General features: G+C 47.2%; 17 protein-coding genes. 3 read left to right on the top strand and 14 right to left on the bottom strand.

What is annotated here, in order from left to right:
* Positions 1 to 104: 104 nt before the first annotated feature.
* The 10 genes from PRUTH_RS18915 to PRUTH_RS18870 all read right to left on the bottom strand — a co-directional run bounded on the left by PRUTH_RS18915 (position 105) and on the right by PRUTH_RS18870 (position 9,053).
* Positions 105 to 1,409 carry a tetratricopeptide repeat protein gene (locus PRUTH_RS18915; protein WP_045979993.1) on the bottom strand — a complete coding sequence of 435 codons (1,305 nt, stop codon included), beginning with the start codon at positions 1,407 to 1,409 and terminating at the stop codon, positions 105 to 107.
* Positions 1,410 to 1,455: 46 nt separating this feature from the next.
* The gene (locus PRUTH_RS18910) at positions 1,456 to 2,061 is read right to left on the bottom strand and encodes an energy transducer TonB (RefSeq protein ID WP_151174205.1); all 606 of its coding nucleotides are present in this window, start codon (positions 2,059 to 2,061) and stop codon (positions 1,456 to 1,458) included.
* A 12-nt stretch (positions 2,062 to 2,073) separates the two neighbouring features.
* Positions 2,074 to 2,484 (bottom strand): ExbD/TolR family protein, encoded by a 411-nt coding sequence (locus PRUTH_RS18905; RefSeq protein ID WP_022946858.1) that lies wholly within the window; start codon positions 2,482 to 2,484, stop codon positions 2,074 to 2,076.
* A 42-nt stretch (positions 2,485 to 2,526) separates the two neighbouring features.
* Positions 2,527 to 3,054, bottom strand: a complete 528-nt coding sequence (locus PRUTH_RS18900; protein WP_022946857.1) for a MotA/TolQ/ExbB proton channel family protein — start codon at positions 3,052 to 3,054, stop codon at positions 2,527 to 2,529.
* Positions 3,055 to 3,057: 3 nt separating this feature from the next.
* Positions 3,058 to 4,425, bottom strand: coding sequence for a MotA/TolQ/ExbB proton channel family protein (locus PRUTH_RS18895; protein WP_130146395.1), 1,368 nt, complete (start codon positions 4,423 to 4,425; stop codon positions 3,058 to 3,060).
* A 12-nt stretch (positions 4,426 to 4,437) separates the two neighbouring features.
* A complete protein-coding gene (locus tag PRUTH_RS18890; protein ID WP_045979991.1) occupies positions 4,438 to 5,193 on the bottom strand; it encodes a DUF3450 domain-containing protein in 756 nt (251 codons plus the stop codon).
* 382 nt (positions 5,194 to 5,575) lie between these two features.
* Positions 5,576 to 6,847, bottom strand: coding sequence for a sugar MFS transporter (locus PRUTH_RS18885; RefSeq protein ID WP_082079342.1), 1,272 nt, complete (start codon positions 6,845 to 6,847; stop codon positions 5,576 to 5,578).
* 275 nt (positions 6,848 to 7,122) lie between these two features.
* Positions 7,123 to 7,626, bottom strand: coding sequence for a YcgN family cysteine cluster protein (locus PRUTH_RS18880; protein ID WP_022946853.1), 504 nt, complete (start codon positions 7,624 to 7,626; stop codon positions 7,123 to 7,125).
* 64 nt (positions 7,627 to 7,690) lie between these two features.
* Positions 7,691 to 8,641 (bottom strand): lytic murein transglycosylase, encoded by a 951-nt coding sequence (locus tag PRUTH_RS18875; RefSeq protein ID WP_371741536.1) that lies wholly within the window; start codon positions 8,639 to 8,641, stop codon positions 7,691 to 7,693.
* A 130-nt stretch (positions 8,642 to 8,771) separates the two neighbouring features.
* Positions 8,772 to 9,053: a YcgL domain-containing protein gene (locus PRUTH_RS18870; RefSeq protein ID WP_138548241.1), complete on the bottom strand. Its 282-nt coding sequence runs from the start codon at positions 9,051 to 9,053 to the stop codon at positions 8,772 to 8,774.
* Positions 9,054 to 9,232: 179 nt separating this feature from the next.
* On the opposite strand from PRUTH_RS18870, the gene minC reads away from it, so the two are divergent.
* The 3 genes from minC to minE are packed head-to-tail and all read left to right on the top strand — an operon-like array spanning position 9,233 to position 11,011.
* Positions 9,233 to 9,934, top strand: a complete 702-nt coding sequence (gene minC, locus PRUTH_RS18865) for a septum site-determining protein MinC (protein ID WP_022946850.1) — start codon at positions 9,233 to 9,235, stop codon at positions 9,932 to 9,934.
* Between the two features lie 5 nt (positions 9,935 to 9,939).
* Complete coding sequence (gene minD, locus PRUTH_RS18860; protein WP_022946849.1) at positions 9,940 to 10,749, top strand: septum site-determining protein MinD; 810 nt, start codon at positions 9,940 to 9,942, stop codon at positions 10,747 to 10,749.
* 1 nt (position 10,750) lies between these two features.
* Positions 10,751 to 11,011: a cell division topological specificity factor MinE gene (gene minE / locus PRUTH_RS18855; RefSeq protein WP_022946848.1), complete on the top strand. Its 261-nt coding sequence runs from the start codon at positions 10,751 to 10,753 to the stop codon at positions 11,009 to 11,011.
* A gap of 33 nt (positions 11,012 to 11,044) precedes the next feature.
* Here minE and PRUTH_RS18850 read toward each other — a convergent pair whose 3' ends face one another.
* The 4 genes from PRUTH_RS18850 to PRUTH_RS18835 all read right to left on the bottom strand — a co-directional run bounded on the left by PRUTH_RS18850 (position 11,045) and on the right by PRUTH_RS18835 (position 15,346).
* Positions 11,045 to 11,365 (bottom strand): hypothetical protein, encoded by a 321-nt coding sequence (locus PRUTH_RS18850; protein ID WP_151174204.1) that lies wholly within the window; start codon positions 11,363 to 11,365, stop codon positions 11,045 to 11,047.
* A 17-nt stretch (positions 11,366 to 11,382) separates the two neighbouring features.
* Entirely contained in the window at positions 11,383 to 12,525 is a 1,143-nt protein-coding gene (rnd, locus tag PRUTH_RS18845) for a ribonuclease D (RefSeq protein ID WP_151174203.1), read from the bottom strand.
* Positions 12,526 to 12,575: 50 nt separating this feature from the next.
* Entirely contained in the window at positions 12,576 to 14,234 is a 1,659-nt protein-coding gene (gene fadD / locus PRUTH_RS18840) for a long-chain-fatty-acid--CoA ligase FadD (RefSeq protein ID WP_151174202.1), read from the bottom strand.
* Between the two features lie 248 nt (positions 14,235 to 14,482).
* Entirely contained in the window at positions 14,483 to 15,346 is an 864-nt protein-coding gene (locus PRUTH_RS18835) for an alpha/beta fold hydrolase (RefSeq protein ID WP_170269020.1), read from the bottom strand.
* Positions 15,347 to 15,352 lie beyond the last annotated feature (6 nt).

Genomic DNA, 15,352 nt, shown 5'->3' with positions numbered 1-15,352 from the left:
CACCCGAGGGCGGCTTTGGTGTTGCGATTATGGTTGTTAAAGACCAGGCACAGTTATTTAATATTTATATTAACTAACTCTATTATACCTAATCATAAAACACTTTATAAAAGCGCCTGCTTTAATGTCTCAGCATGCAGCTTTTCATTTTTTACATATTTTATCCATTGTTGCGCCAAGCGCTCAGAGCGCTTGTGTTTCTCCGCCTGTTCGAAGGCCAAAATAGAGGCGTCAAAGTTCTGTAAGTTAAACTGCGCCATCCCTAACGCCACATACGCATTAGACTCATGCTGTAGACCCCCTTTCTCCAGAGCTGCCCTGGCCGCATCCGCCGCCTCTGCATATTGCTCGAGATTCAAGTGCACCTCAGCAAGGCGTTGGTCATAAATACCTTCTTGGCTTTGCTTAGCCGCTTTTTCAAAGTAAGCAAGGGACTTGCGCTCTTCTTTGGCTTGTACAAAAGCTTCTGCTATGAAGGCATTGTTTTTAACATTATCTGCGACGACACCTTTGGCTTGCGCGGTTTTCATAACTTTTGCAGCCTTATAAGGTAAGCCGTTGAACATATAGACCTGGGCTAAGTTTCGTAAATCCGATTTGCTGGTTACAAAGCCTTGCTGATAAGCAGCCTCAATAGTAGCCAGTTGCTCTTTCTCTCGTCCAACCTCGCCATACATACCGCTTAATTGCAGCCAGTATTCGGGCTTGTTGTAAAGCGCAATCATTTTCTCAATCACCGCCACAACCTGCTCTGGTTGTTGTAATGAGTAATACAAAGCACGTTGCAATACCAGCCAGTTTTCCTTCGGTGTTTTCCCGTCTTTTTCCGCAAGTGCAATAGCTGTGTTTATCGCTGCCAACGCATCCTGATATTGGCTCATTTGGTAATAGGCTTGAGATTTCAGCACGTAATAACTGTCAGGCTGCGCTTTGGTATTGACCTTATCCCAACGGGTCAGGTAATCAATCACCCCTTGATAATCATCGTTGGCCATCGACAGCTGCGCCAATGAAAACAGCGTGCTGAGCGTTAAACTTTCAGGAATATCCGTCTGAGCAACAACATTTTCAAAAGCATCAATGGCTTCACCCAAGCGGTTTTCATTGTAGTAAATGAAGCCATAAAAATTGTACATCATGGCCTTTTCGTAGCTATTCATGCTTGAAGCACGCTCTTTAACAGAGTCAAGTGCCGCTAGCCCACCTTTTACATCCCCGTCATCAGCGAGCTTTTGTGCCCGCGCTAATTGGCTATAAACCTTATCGCGCAGCGCCGGCACGCGTTTGGTTTTTTGCTCTGCATGGGCGCTGGCGAGCGCCACCGATGGGATCATACTGGCCATGCTCGGCAACACTAACGTCGCCGATGTTAACCCTGCAAATAGCAGCAATGAGTTCAGTTTTGTCATGGTAAACCTCTTAATCGCAACAGGTGCCCACTGCGGGGCACACTCATTAACCGTTGATTTGGAAGGTGATGCGGTTTTGCACCCCTGCCACTTCTACCGCCTCGCCATTAACGATACGCGGCTTGTATTTGAATTTTTTAGCCGCATCCATTGCAGCTCTATCGAAAATACTCTCAGGCTCGGCTTTAAGTACCTTCGGGTCGCGTACGGTGCCTTGTTTAGTCACTGTAAATTCGACAATGACATAACCTTCAATACCGCCTGATAAAGCTCGGCGTGGATACACAGGCGAGACTTTAACAATGGGCAAATACTCACCGTCGCTGCTTTCTAGCGCCAAGCCTTTACCAATGTCGACATCAGCACTGACATCGGCAGCAAAGTCGAAATTACCGCTGCTGGCGTTAGGATCGCTGCTTTGTGTTTGCGGCGAGTCCATCGGTGGTGGCGGCTCTTTTGGCTTCGGTGGTTTCTGCGGTTTACGCTCTTTTTTCTCGACGGTTTCTTCTTGCTTAAGGCGCACAAAATCAAGTACGTTGCCTTTAGCTGGCTCAGTCATGGCTCCCTCGCCACCGGAGATTAATGCCTGCATGCCTAAAAACAGCATAAAGGTCACCACCGCAGCGACTATCAGGGCGATAAAATAACGCATGATGGCAGCTCCTTAGGCCTCTTGAGCCGCAATCGACACGTCAAATACGCCCGCAGCTCTGGCGGCATCCATCACCTTGATCAGGGTATCAGTAGTGGCTTTCTTATCCGCTTGAATCACCACGCTGCCTTGCGGGTTTTCGGCTTTTAAACGCTCGATATTCGCTTGCACCGCGCGCACGTCTACTTCCCGTTTATTGATCCACACCTCGCCCTTATCAGAGATAGCGACAAGAATATTGGCGCGCTCCTTTTTCACCGCCGTTGCCGCTTCTGGGCGGTTTACATCAATACCTGACTCTTTGACAAAAGACGCGGTAACGATAAAGAAAATAAGCATGATGAAGACCACATCCAGCATCGGCGTCATGTTAATTTCTTCTGCTTCTTCTTCTTGAAATATTTTACCTAAAGGGGCTCTCATTTTTTTCTCCTTGCCTGTGCTCAAGCACAGGCATCATCGCAACTAGTGGTCCAAGACCATTTTATCTTCTAACAATTCGACTTCTCGTTTGGCGCGGCGCTGTAAAAATGTTGAGGCAAACACCCCAGACAACGCGCCGACCATCCCGGCCATGGTAGGGATAGTCGCTTTCGACACCCCGGAGGCCATGGAACGGGCACTGCCGGTGCCAGTAATAGCCATAACGTCAAATACCTCGATCATGCCGGTTACCGTACCTAGCAGACCGAGCAGCGGACACAGTGCAACCATGACATTGATCAGAGCAAGATTAGCGTTAAGCTTCATTCCCGCCCGTGAGATCATTGCTTGGCGAATTTGCTCGGCATTCCAGCTGTTACGCTCACTGCGGTTTTGCCACTGCGTGCGCACCGATTTTTTGTACTTGCCATAGCCATGGAAGAAGTACATAAAGCGCTCCAAAATCAGCAACCACATAGCAAAGATGAGGATGCCGATGACCAGGAGCACCTGGCCACCCGTATCGAGAAAATCACGAATTGCATTGATCCAATCAATCAATAGCACCATGATTTACGCTCCCTTTTCGCTGCGCTCAGCAATAAGACCGGCACTTTGCTCTTGCAAAATGAGCAACAAGTTCTTTGAGCGTGTATTAAGCAGGGTATAAAGGAATACCGTCGGTATAGCGACGACCAAACCTAGTACCGTTGTCACCAAAGCTTGAGATATGCCCCCAGCCATTAATTTAGGGTCGCCGGTGCCAAATAAGGTAATCGCTTGGAAGGTATTAATCATACCAGTGACCGTACCGAGTAAGCCCAGCAGCGGCGCCACCACAGAGATGATTTTAATAAGCGTGAGGTTACGCGTTATTTTTGGCATCTCGCGTAAAATTGCTTCGGACAGTTTCAGCTCAAGAGTGTCGTGCGCCACGTGAGGGTATTGGTCTTTCACCTTCATCACACGTCCAAGCGGGTTATCGTCGCGGGCAACATCGTCTTTAAGCTGGCGACGAATTTTGCTGCCAATAATAAGCAAAGAAATGAATCGCTCAATGGCGATTAATAGCGCCAATGCGCCAACCGCGAGAATCACATAACCCACAGTGCCGCCTTGATGCACCCGCTCTTCAGTACCTGGAGCCTGTACTAGTAGGCCCAAAATAGAGCCGCCTGTTGGGTCCAGCGCGAACTGCACAAAGCCGTCAGTGGCTTGTTGTAAGTCTTGAGCACTGGCGGTGTAACGGTCTACGGGCTGGCGAGTCAATTCAGATAATGTATCGGTGACATTGTTGTACTCAAGGTACTTGCCATCGGCAATAAGGTTAAATGCGCCGACACGCAGCACTTCTTTGTTTTCTTTAGCGCCGCCGGCAACGATCACTTCAGTATTAAAGCGTGTGACTTTGCCCTGCTCGGTCATCTCTCGCTGCAGCTCAAACCACACCTTCTCGATGTCTTCGATAGAAGCAAGCTTCGAACTTGAACCCATTTTTTGCGCCATCTCTTCCATAAACTCATCACGCCCTGGAAGCTGTGCTGAGATAACAGAAGTAGCAAACTTATTGGCACTCTCGCCTGCTTCTTGCTGCAGCACACCAAACAATTCTTTGAGTGTGCCCATGCGGTTTTGCAAGGTATCGGATAGCTGCGCGAGTTTCACTTCGTTTTCTTCGAAACGCGTTTCTAATTGTTCAGACTCTTGAAGCTTGGCGTTGCGAGTTTGCTCAGCCTGACGCAACATCTGTAATTGTTCGTTTTCGCGGGCCATAAATGCCTGCTCACGCTCTTTATTTTCCGCAGACTGCGCAACTTTACCCTGCTCGAGTGTTTTTAATAGCGCATCTAGATCCATAGCATCTGCGGCTAAAGCAGAGTGCGATAACGCCAAAGTGGCAACTAAGGCTGCGCTTCGGGTAAACTGTTTCATTAATTTCATTGTCGGTACCTCTTATTCCGCAGCTTGGATAGGCAGGGTTAACATGTCTGGGGCTAGCTGTTTACGCGCAATACGCAGACCTTTGTTAATTTGGCTAATAGCCGAATCATCCAGTTTTACAAATGCTTTTTGTTCTTTATCCCAGGCGCCGGCTTGCTGGCCGTCACGGGTCAAATAAATAAGCTCTAAGCGACCAATGCGCAGGAAATCAACCTCGCGTTCTTTGCCATCTACATCCTGTAAAGCGGTATAGGCCTCGATGGTGCGACCATAGTCGACCTCAACCTGATAGGCTTCGAGCACACGGCGGAACTTTTCACTTGATGCCACGTCAGCGCGGTCCATCAACGCATGCAACTTAGCAATCCGCTCGCTGCGCTCTTGCTGTAAAAAAGGCACATCTAGGGCAACAAACTGCTCAAGGCCATTGATCATTCGCAACATCAGTGGCGTGATTTGTCGCTCGATCACCGATACTTGGTCCATCGATGCGTTAAGGTTGTCCATTTCTTCAACTTGATTGGCAATTTGCTTTTGCAACTGCGCGTTGTAGACGCTGAGGCCGTCTATTTCTTTGTTGAGTGCCTTAAACTTTTGCAAGCGGTTTTGCATTGAATCAGCGATGTTATCGATTTTATTTTGAGATTTTTTCGCTAACTCATTAATTTCACTGCTTTTGTTTTTAACAGTGTCCAGTTCATTAGCCATCAGCACGGGGCTGGTGGCCGCCACTACTGTGGCTAATATCAGGGGTTTAACGCCTTTCATCGCATACACCTTATGTTTAGCTCGAATGCTTAGCCGGAAATCCGACACGAATGTAAGATGTGCGAGAGTGTAGAGAAGGAAAGTGACAGTGGTGTTGCGCTATTAATACAGTTTAATTACAGCTGTAACAATTGTGCCATATAGGTGACGCTAACTGCCCGCACAGGCGCTCGTGCGCGAACTCATCTGTGTATACCCTTATTACAAAGGAGAACGTTTGGTAGCAAGCTTGTTGGGAGCCAAAAAATAGGTGAAAGACAAAATGGAACGTTCCAGCTCGTACTAGTAAATAGGGGTAATGAATACGTATTCACCGACCTTAAAACAAAACCGCCCTGACAAGCATCAGGGCGGTGTTTCAAAGCTTAAATATATCGTACTGCTATTTTTCGATTTTCTCTTGCCACTTTCCTTGTAACTTGGGTGTACTCATCGCATACCAAGCGATATATACGTAACACACAAGCGGCACGTAGAAGCTTAACTGCAAACTCACAGTGTCGGCTACATAACCTTGGACGAGAGGAATTAACGCACCACCAACAATGGCCAAGCATAACCACCCCGAGCCGCGACTGGTGAGTGAGCTAAGCGCCGCAATAGCAAGTGTGAAAATGGTGGGGAACATAATTGAATTAAACAAGCCGATAGCCAGTACAGACCACATGGCAACCATTCCTTGGCTATTAATAGTGACAAGCAGCAATACAATGGTGGCCACAGCATTAAAGAGTAGTGCTTTGTGCGGCGCAATTTTTTGTAATGCTGCCGAGCCAATAAAGCGCCCGACCATGGCACCGCCCCAGTAATAAGAAATGAGGTGGGCCGCCTCGTGCTCAGCTAGACCAGCAATGTGCGCTTCGCCAAAGTAATTAACAAGAAAACTACCAATGGCCACTTCGCCGCCTACATAACAAAAGATAGCGCCAACACCGAAAACCAAGTGAGGGGCTTCTAATAAAGAGTGGTTTTTGGCTTTGCAGTCGAATTCTTCAGTGTGTTCTTTGATCACGGGCAGCTTCAACACTGCAAAGACAACGGCAATCGTTAATAGCGCAGCGGCGAGCATTAAATAAGGAATTTTTACCGTGTCCGCCGTTGCAGCCTCGGTAACCAGCGCAGCACTGCCGCCAAACAATAAAATTTTGCCGATAATAGGCCCCACTGTGGTGCCTAACGAATTAAGAGCCTGCGCCAAATTGAGTCGACTAGAGGCGGTTTGCGCCGGGCCTAATGCGGCCACATAGGGGTTAGCAGACACTTGTAGAATGGTCACCCCAGAAGCTAACACAAATAGTGCGCCTAAAAACAACCAATACTCGTGTACGGCCACGGCTGGGTAAAACAGTAAGCAGCCGATAGAGGCAACGATTAAGCCACTGACAACACCGTTCTTATAGCCAAATCGCTTAACTAAGTAACCCGCTGGCAACGACATAATGAAATACGCGCCAAAGAAGCAGAACTGGATCAGCATGGCTTCGGTATAGGTTAAGTCAAAAACTGCTTTCAATCTGGGGATCAGTAAATCGTTTAAAACGGTGATAAAGCCCCACAGAAAAAACAAGGTGGTCATCGCTACAAGCGGCAAAGTATAGTTGCTTTGTTTATCTGCCGATGCAACGTAAGCCTGATTATTATTCATCTCACTCACGTGTTGTTCTCCTTCTACTTGTTGTCTCGGATTCTACACATCCACATAACAAGATCACAGAATATTTACTGGAACGTTCCAAACCATATGCAACTAACATTCGGCTTTTTGTATCGCTAACGGATGAATCTGCGACAGGAAAGTAACGGCTAAGCGAACATATCGGCCAATGAAATTAGCAATTCGACCTTGAGTAGACAGGGCCCGAGCCGGCGTTGTTACCACGAGGGTGAGCGCTTGCGCTCAGCTTTCATCACCGTTTTGAGTCTAAAGCGTTAATCGCAGTCGTTTTGTGGCCATTGAGCGATATGGTCCTCGAAGTACTCGAGATCAACATCACAGTCTTTTACTGTTTTGTTACGTACGCTGATCCCGGCGCTGTGCATCTTCGACTTTTTGCCCTTATTGAGTAGCGGGTGCCAACTGGCCAAGCCACGACCCTCTTGCAGTCGTCGGTAGCTGCAACTGTTAGGCATAAAGAAGATATCGTCGATGTTGTCTTTGGTGAGCTTCACACATGAGGGAACTAAGCGCTGGCGGTTTGCATACTCGGTGCAGTTGCAGGTTTTGTTATCCAAATACTGACACACAATGTTGGTATAGATAAGCTGCTCGCCGGGGCGCAGCTCGGTAGTGGCAGCAAAGTCTTCTTGTTGTTCTTCGTCGCTGTCAATAAAGGTATTTAAACAGCATTTACCACAGCCATCACAAATCGCTTCCCACTCTTGGTCACTCATTTGTGCCAACGACTTGGTCTGCCAAAACTTATCTTCTAACATAAAAACGCCCCTTTGAACCGGGGCGTAGTGTAGCAAATTAGCGTGTTGCCACGCCAGTGTGAAGTTACTCCACCGGCGGGTAACCGATGCGGTCGGATAAATAGCCGACACTGGTGGCGAAATAATATGAACGGTTCCAGTTCATTAGTGCTTTATAATTATCGTAGGCTAAATACATACGCCCATCGACATTATCTGGCATCACCATCGCCGCTGTGATATCACGTTGCGGTAAGTCGCTGCCATCCATGCGTCGCACACCGAGTGCTTGCCACTGCGCTAAACTGCGCTCGGACTCACGCCAGTACTGCAACCATTGCTTATGGCTGCGGGTACCGCGCTGCAATATAGCGTTGCTGTCAAAATCCTTGGGTAATTTTACCTGTCGTCCCCAGGTCAGCGAGTCATTCCAGCCCACGCTTTTTAAGTAATTGGCGATGGAGGCAAACGCGTCTTCCTCGGTGGTCCAGATATCCTTGCGGCCATCGCCGTTGTAGTCTACGGCATAGGCATTAAAGGAGCTTGGCATAAACTGTGTTTGCCCCATAGCCCCGGCCCAAGAACCCTTGAAATGTTCAAGGTCAATATGGCCGTCTTTAAGAATATCTAACGCCGCCCAAAGCTGGCGTTTATATAGCGCCTCGCGGCGGCCATCATAAGCCAGTGTCACTAAACTTGAGATCACTGGGTGGCCACCTTGAATACGACCAAAGTTACTTTCTAACCCCCACAACGCAACGATAAAGCGGGCTTGCACGCCAAATTTATCAGCCACTTCTTCCAGTGTCTGTTTATGCTCTTTATAGAGTTTACGGGCGCGGTCTATTTTCCACTGAGGCACCCGTTTTGGTAGATAAGTCTCTAAGGTTTCTTTGACCTCAGGCTGGTTTTTATCGGCGCTGATCACCTTAGGCTTAAACTCTATGGTGGCAAACGCTGAATCAATTAAGGCTGCGTCATAGCCTTTTTCCAGCGCTTCGGAGCGCAGTTTTTTAACATAGGCGTCAAACTGCACCTGTTGTTGTTCAACACTTGCTACCTGCGAGTTTGCCAGAGACGGAAAAGTAATTGTTGCTGCGCCAGCCACACATAAGGTGGATAAGGCAACAGGCTTGAAGGCGCTGGCTATATACTTGCTGATGGTGTTAATCACGCTCTACTCCATTTTGCTGTCTTAATTCGTCCAACATATTCTCAGTTGGCGGTGGTAGTTGCAAATAGAACCCGTTGTCGCTTAATTCAGCCTTAACCTTGTCGATATCAGCAAGCGCCAAGCGCTTTTTTGTTGCTAAATTAATCAACATCACAAATTCTGGCGACCCAAAGCTGTCCATCAGCGGCTCAGGAACATCGTCAAAATGATCACGTTTGGGTACATATAAATAGGTATCTGCTTTTTTCTTGCTCTTGTATATGGCACATAGCATCTTAAGGCCTTTAAATTGTTGCGAAACACACCTTGACACTATACCATGAGAGCTAATCTATGTGGTAAGTTTAGTGGCCAAAGCTCAACGCTCATCACTGTTTGCGACTGCCAAGTTAAAAATGGCAACGCCACAGATAAGCGATAACAAATAATTCGGCCACACGAATACGAGCGCTTATGTCGGAACAATTATTCGAATTAAAAGGGAATCTCTTCACGTTATCCGTGTTGCGGTTATTAACACCGGATCTTGCAGCCTTATCTGAACAGCTTGATGCTAAAATAGCGCAAGCTCCGAAGTTTTTCGCAGGCGCGCCCATCGTTATCAATCTTGAAGCAATCCAAGATGCAACGCTTGATTTCACCCAGCTAAGAGACACATTAAAACGCCTTGCTTTTAACCCGGTTGGGGTATGCAGTGGCAGTGATAGTCAACATAGCAGTGCGAAAGAAGCCGGTTTATCGGTGCTTAACTATGCCAAAGACGCACAACAAAGCCAGCAAAAAGCCCCTTCTCCACAAGCTACAGCCAAAGTAGAAAATGAACCAACCTTGGTTGTAGAAGGCACCGTGCGTTCAGGTCAGCAGGTGTATGCTAAAGGACGTGATTTGATTGTCTTGGGCTCTGTCAGCCATGGCGCCGAGGTCATTGCTGACGGACACGTTCATATTTATGGCACTTTGCGAGGCCGAGCTATTGCCGGTGCGCAAGGTGACGCAAACGCCACAATCTTCTGCCAAAAACTTGAAGCCGAACTTGTTTCAGTCAATGGCAGCTATTGGATCAGTGATTCGTTACAAGGGGACTTATGGGGCCAGCCAGCCCAAGTTCGCCAACGCGATGACTCACTTCATTTATCAGCTTTGGTTAAAGGATAAAACACATGGCAAAAATTATTGTCGTTACTTCAGGTAAAGGTGGCGTTGGTAAAACAACTTCAAGCGCCGCAATCGGCACAGGCCTTGCCCTTAAAGGCTTTAAAACGGCGATCATTGACTTTGACATTGGCCTGCGCAACCTTGATTTAATCATGGGCTGTGAGCGCCGCGTGGTCTATGATTTTGTTAATGTGATCAATGGTGAAGCAAACCTCAACCAAGCACTTATTAAAGACAAGCGTGTTGATAAGCTGTTTTTGCTCCCCGCTTCGCAAACTCGCGACAAAGACGCGTTAACCAAAGAGGGTGTCGAAAAAGTCCTCAATGAAATGAAAGAGAGCTTTGACTATATTGTGTGTGATTCGCCAGCGGGTATTGAAGCCGGTGCGATGATGGCCCTATATTTTGCAGATGAAGCCATTGTGACCACCAACCCTGAGGTATCATCAGTACGCGATTCGGACCGTATCCTAGGTATTTTACAGAGCAAATCACGTCGTGCAGAGGAAGGTTTAGAGCCGGTAAAAGAGCATTTGCTGCTTACCCGTTATAACCCTGAGCGCGTGCAAAAAGGTGAAATGCTTTCGGTTGAAGACGTTAACGAAATTTTGGCTATTGATTTGTTGGGTGTTATCCCAGAGTCACAAGCGGTGCTTAATGCCTCAAACCAAGGTCAGCCTGTGGTATTGGACGCTGAGTCAGATGCCGGTCAAGCCTATTTAGATGCCATCAACCGTCTACTCGGTGAGCAAATTGAATTCCGATTTTTGGACGTTGAGAAGCGTGGTCTATTCAAACGGATTTTTGGAGGATAAGGTGTCATTACTAGATTATTTTCGTTCGCAGAAAAAATCCAGCGCATCGCTGGCTAAAGAGCGGCTGCAAATTATCGTCGCTCATGAGCGCTCACAGCGCGGCACCCCTGATTACTTGCCGCAGCTAAAACAAGACATCCTTGAAGTGATCCGTAAATACGTGGCCATTGATGCCGAAGCAGTGCAAGTGCAGCTAGAGCAAAATGAAGACGACTTAGCGGTATTAGAGCTCAATGTCACGCTACCTGATGACGAAAAATAACGTATCAGTGCAAATCACAAGAAAGAGGCTAAGTTAGCCTCTTTTTTTATCCTTGTCTCTTTTTGCACACAGACTGACCCAGCTCCAGATAATCGCTATCAGCAACAGCAAAGGCCAAGGGATGAGTAAGGCGTGGCTGTATTGCGCGGCGTTGATAAGCCCGACAATGATGATGCCCACACTCACTGCCAAGGCGATTATAAACGTAACCCATAAGCTGACTAAAACGCGGTCCAACCGCTTAGAGAGGGTCGGTGCATTCTCGGCGCAGGCCATGAACATCATCGCCATCGCAGCAAAGAACCCGATAAATATTTGCCCAATAAGCAATACCACTAGCAACCACGTAGGCATAAGGAACTCAGTTATCGTCACTCGTTGGAAGTAAGCACCCAATCAGAAAGTGCTTCGCGTACATAATCAAAACGCCAAGGTTGTAGTAAATCAGGCGCTAATAGCTGCTCGCGTTCATGCTCGTCGTACTTCCAATGCCAACTAATAAGTTGATTAATTTGTTTTTTACTGGCAAATACGTCGGCAGGTATACCGGTTTGCTTGGCAACGGTGGCTATCTTTTGCTTAATGTCTTTAGCCGTTTGTTTGTAGCCGCGATAATCCATTAATCTCGTTACGCGACTAGGAAGGCTTTGCTCAGGCACCGCTTTACCCCGCTCGATGCAAGCGAGGATTTCTTTACCTGAACGATTCACTTCCATCGGCTCGACGCCAGGGATATTACGCATACTATTGAGTGAGCTTGGCCGACGCTTGGCGATCTCTACCATATTGGCTTCTTTCAACACGAAATTAAGCGCTAAATTCTTTCGTTGTGCCTTTTGTCGGCGCCACATGGCCAGCTCTTTGAGTATCGCGAGATCCCGTGGCGCTAACTGCCAAGCCCCTTTCACCTCGCGGTATAACTGCTCATCGGGTATTTGATGGGCGCGCTTTTTCGACAACAACTGCGACTCTGCAATCACCAAATCAAACCACCCCTGAGCCCTTATCTGTGTCACTAATTCGTTATAGCAAGGCAATAGATGCGCAACATCAGCGGCGGCGTAGGCTAATTGGCTTTCTCTTAACGGCCGTTGTAGCCAATTGGTTCGCGACTCGCTTTTATCAATCTCTATATTAAGGCGTGAATTCACCATCGCTGCAAACCCCACGCAGTTCCCCTGCCCTAACAATTGCAATGCAAACTGGGTATCGAAAAGCGGCGCTGGCACAAAGCCGGCAAAGTTTTGGAAAACTTCGATGTCCTCAGAGGGGGAATGCAGCACTTTTAACACTTGTTCGCATTTAAGTAACTGCCAAAGTTGGGTGAAATCAAGAGGCTGTAACGGGTCAATAAGAGCAAGATGCTGACCATCAAAAATTTGCAGGAGTGCGATTTCGGGATAAAGCGTGCGCCGACGCATAAATTCAGTGTCTATTGCCAAGGTCTCAGCCTGACTAATAGCATTGACAAAGCTATCTAGTTCAGCCTGTTCAGTGATTAACTGGTAATCCACTTGTACTCCTTAAAAAACAAACCGGCGATTGCCGGTTTGTTTACTTATTCTTATTCGTCTTTAAGTGCGCGTCTGAGTATTTTACCGACGTTGGTTTTCGGTAATTCCTCTCTAAACTCAACTAATTTAGGCACTTTGTAATTGGTCAGGTTTTCGCGGCAGTGCTTAATGATGTCTTGCTCATTAATGGCTGCATCCTTTTTCACCACGAACAATTTAACTTGCTCACCACTGACATCATGAGGGACGCCAACAGCGGCGACTTCAAGCACGCCATCCATTGATGCGACCACTTCTTCTATTTCGTTCGGGAACACGTTAAAACCGGACACCAGAATCATATCCTTTTTCCGATCAACAATATAGAAAAAACCTTGGTCATCGTATGTAGCAATATCGCCGGTGGCAAACCAGCCGTCGCGCAGGCACTCTGCGGTAGCATCAGGGCGGTTGTAGTAACCTTTCATTACCTGAGGGCCTTTAACCCAGAGTTCACCGGGCTCGCCAGCGGGTGCTTCTTGGCCATCTTCAAGCATCAATTTGATGTCTGTGCTCGGTGCCGGCAAACCGATAGAGCCGTTGTAACCTTCCAAGTCATATGGGCAAACTGTGACCAACGGCGCACACTCGGTAAGACCGTAGCCTTCCACCAAACGCGTACCGGTTACTTTCTGCCAGCGTTCAGCAACCGGACGCTGGACCGCCATACCACCACCGAGCGACATTTTTAAGTTGGAAAAGTCTACGTCGGCGAAACCATCGGTATTAAGAAGACCATTAAATAAGGTGTTTACCCCAGTCATAACGGTGAATTTATTGTCGTTCAACTCTTTTACAAAGCCTTTCATGTCGCGTGGGTTGGTAATGAGTAGATTCAACCCACCATACTTCATAAAGGTTAAGCAGTTCGCCGTCAGTGCAAAGATGTGATACAGCGGCAGCGCCGTAACCACGATTTCTTTGCCTTTATCTAAAATATTATCGAGACAACCGGATACCTGTTCTAAGTTGCCCACCATGTTACCGTGGGTAAGCATGGCGCCTTTAGACACCCCAGTTGTACCACCTGTGTATTGTAAAAACGCGAGGTCGTCTAAGGTAATCTCTGGGCGAGTATAACGGCTGGCGTCACCGTTTTTTAACACATCCGTGAAAGCAATGGGGTTTGGCAGCTCAAAGCTCGGTACCATCTTTTTGATATGCTTAACAACGAAGTTGACCAGATGCTTTTTAAGGCCGCCCACCATGTCACCCACTTGGGTGACCACTATGTGTTTAACATTGGTTTTACCCAGTGCTTTTTCCAAGGTGTGAGCAAAGTTGGCAAGAATAAAAATGGCATCCGCTTCGGAGTCATTTAGTTGATGCTCCAGTTCACGCGCAGTATAAAGAGGGTTAACGTTAACAACCACGCACCCTGCCCGTAAAATACCGAGTATGGATACCGGTGTTTGCAATAAGTTGGGCATCATTACTGCCACTTTTGCACCTGGCTTTAAGCCCAGATCATTATTTATGTAGGACGCAACTTTCTTAGTTGCTTGGTCTAGCTCAGCATAGCTTAGCGTAACCCCCATATTTTTGAATGCAGGTAGTTGGGCGTAATCCGCAAAACTTTTCTCGAATAATGACAGTAAAGAGTCGTAATGAGCGGGATCGATGGTCTCTGGGCAACCTTTTGGATATCGCTTTAGCCAGATTTTTTCCACACTAAGCTCCTATTAATTTGTTCTTATAATGATTTGTCTTAGCAGTCATAAGTTTGGCAAATAGTAAGCACGACACTTAACCAATGCCCATATAGTTCGCTGTAGGGTGATAAACATTGCCACGCTTTTAGCGGGCTTGAGAGTTCATCGCCACAACAGTACTAACCTTAATCTAAGTTGCTATCTTTCACAATTGAGCAATTGCTCTAAATTGCTTTGATATTCCCACATTTATCGCAAAGTTACAATTATTCTGCGCTATTTTGATGCAAGTGCGCACCAATAAGGCGCGCGCATTGCTTCGGGCTTTGCATATGGCAATGATGGCCACCATCGACTGTATGTGTAACTAAGTCGTTGTAGCACTTACTAAATTCCTGTTCATTTTGGTGCACCATGGAATAACCTTGCGCCCCCTTTATCAATAAGGTGGGTACTTTTATAGGTGTTAACAAAGCATGCGCTTGCGCTTTAGTGTAGCGAAAAGCGGAATAATGCTTTAATCGCGGATCTGTTGTTAACATCACACCTTGCTCTTTTTTAACAATATTACGCGCCATTAGTTGCCGAGCGATATCAATATTGAAATCACTGACGGCCTCGCGGCGCTCATAGAGCTGTTCGGCACTTTCATAAATCGCCCCTTTCTTTGCGCGGGCTCGATGTTTAAGCGCCTGAATCAATAAATTTTTAGTGTCAGGCTCCTCTGCGGTGACCAGGCCAACCCCTTCAATGAGCGAAAGTGAGGTAATAGGCTCTGGAAAACACGCACAGTACAATGAAGCCACCATAGCGCCGAGGGAGTGTCCGATGATGTGCACATATTTGGCCTTGCAACGCGTCACAAGTTGATGAAGGTCATCAACATAATCAATAAAATAATAATGTGCGTCTTGGCCTCGCCACTGCGATAAACCGTGTCCGGGCCAATCAATTGCATAAACCGGTAAATCCTTACCTAAGGCAGACATTAAAGGCAAAAAACTGTTGCTGTTATCCTGCCATCCATGCACGGCGATCACCACGGTGTCAGTGTTATTTGTGATTGCCAACTCTGTGTTGCTTTGTCCTTGCAGCCGAAGATGGCGCAGTTTGACCGAAAAACTAGGCACTTGAAC

This window comes from Pseudoalteromonas ruthenica (genome assembly GCF_008808095.1).
Classification (GTDB): domain Bacteria; phylum Pseudomonadota; class Gammaproteobacteria; order Enterobacterales; family Alteromonadaceae; genus Pseudoalteromonas; species Pseudoalteromonas ruthenica.
Note: the sequence above shows the minus strand (reverse complement) of the source record. Positions and strands in the feature narration are given on the sequence as shown.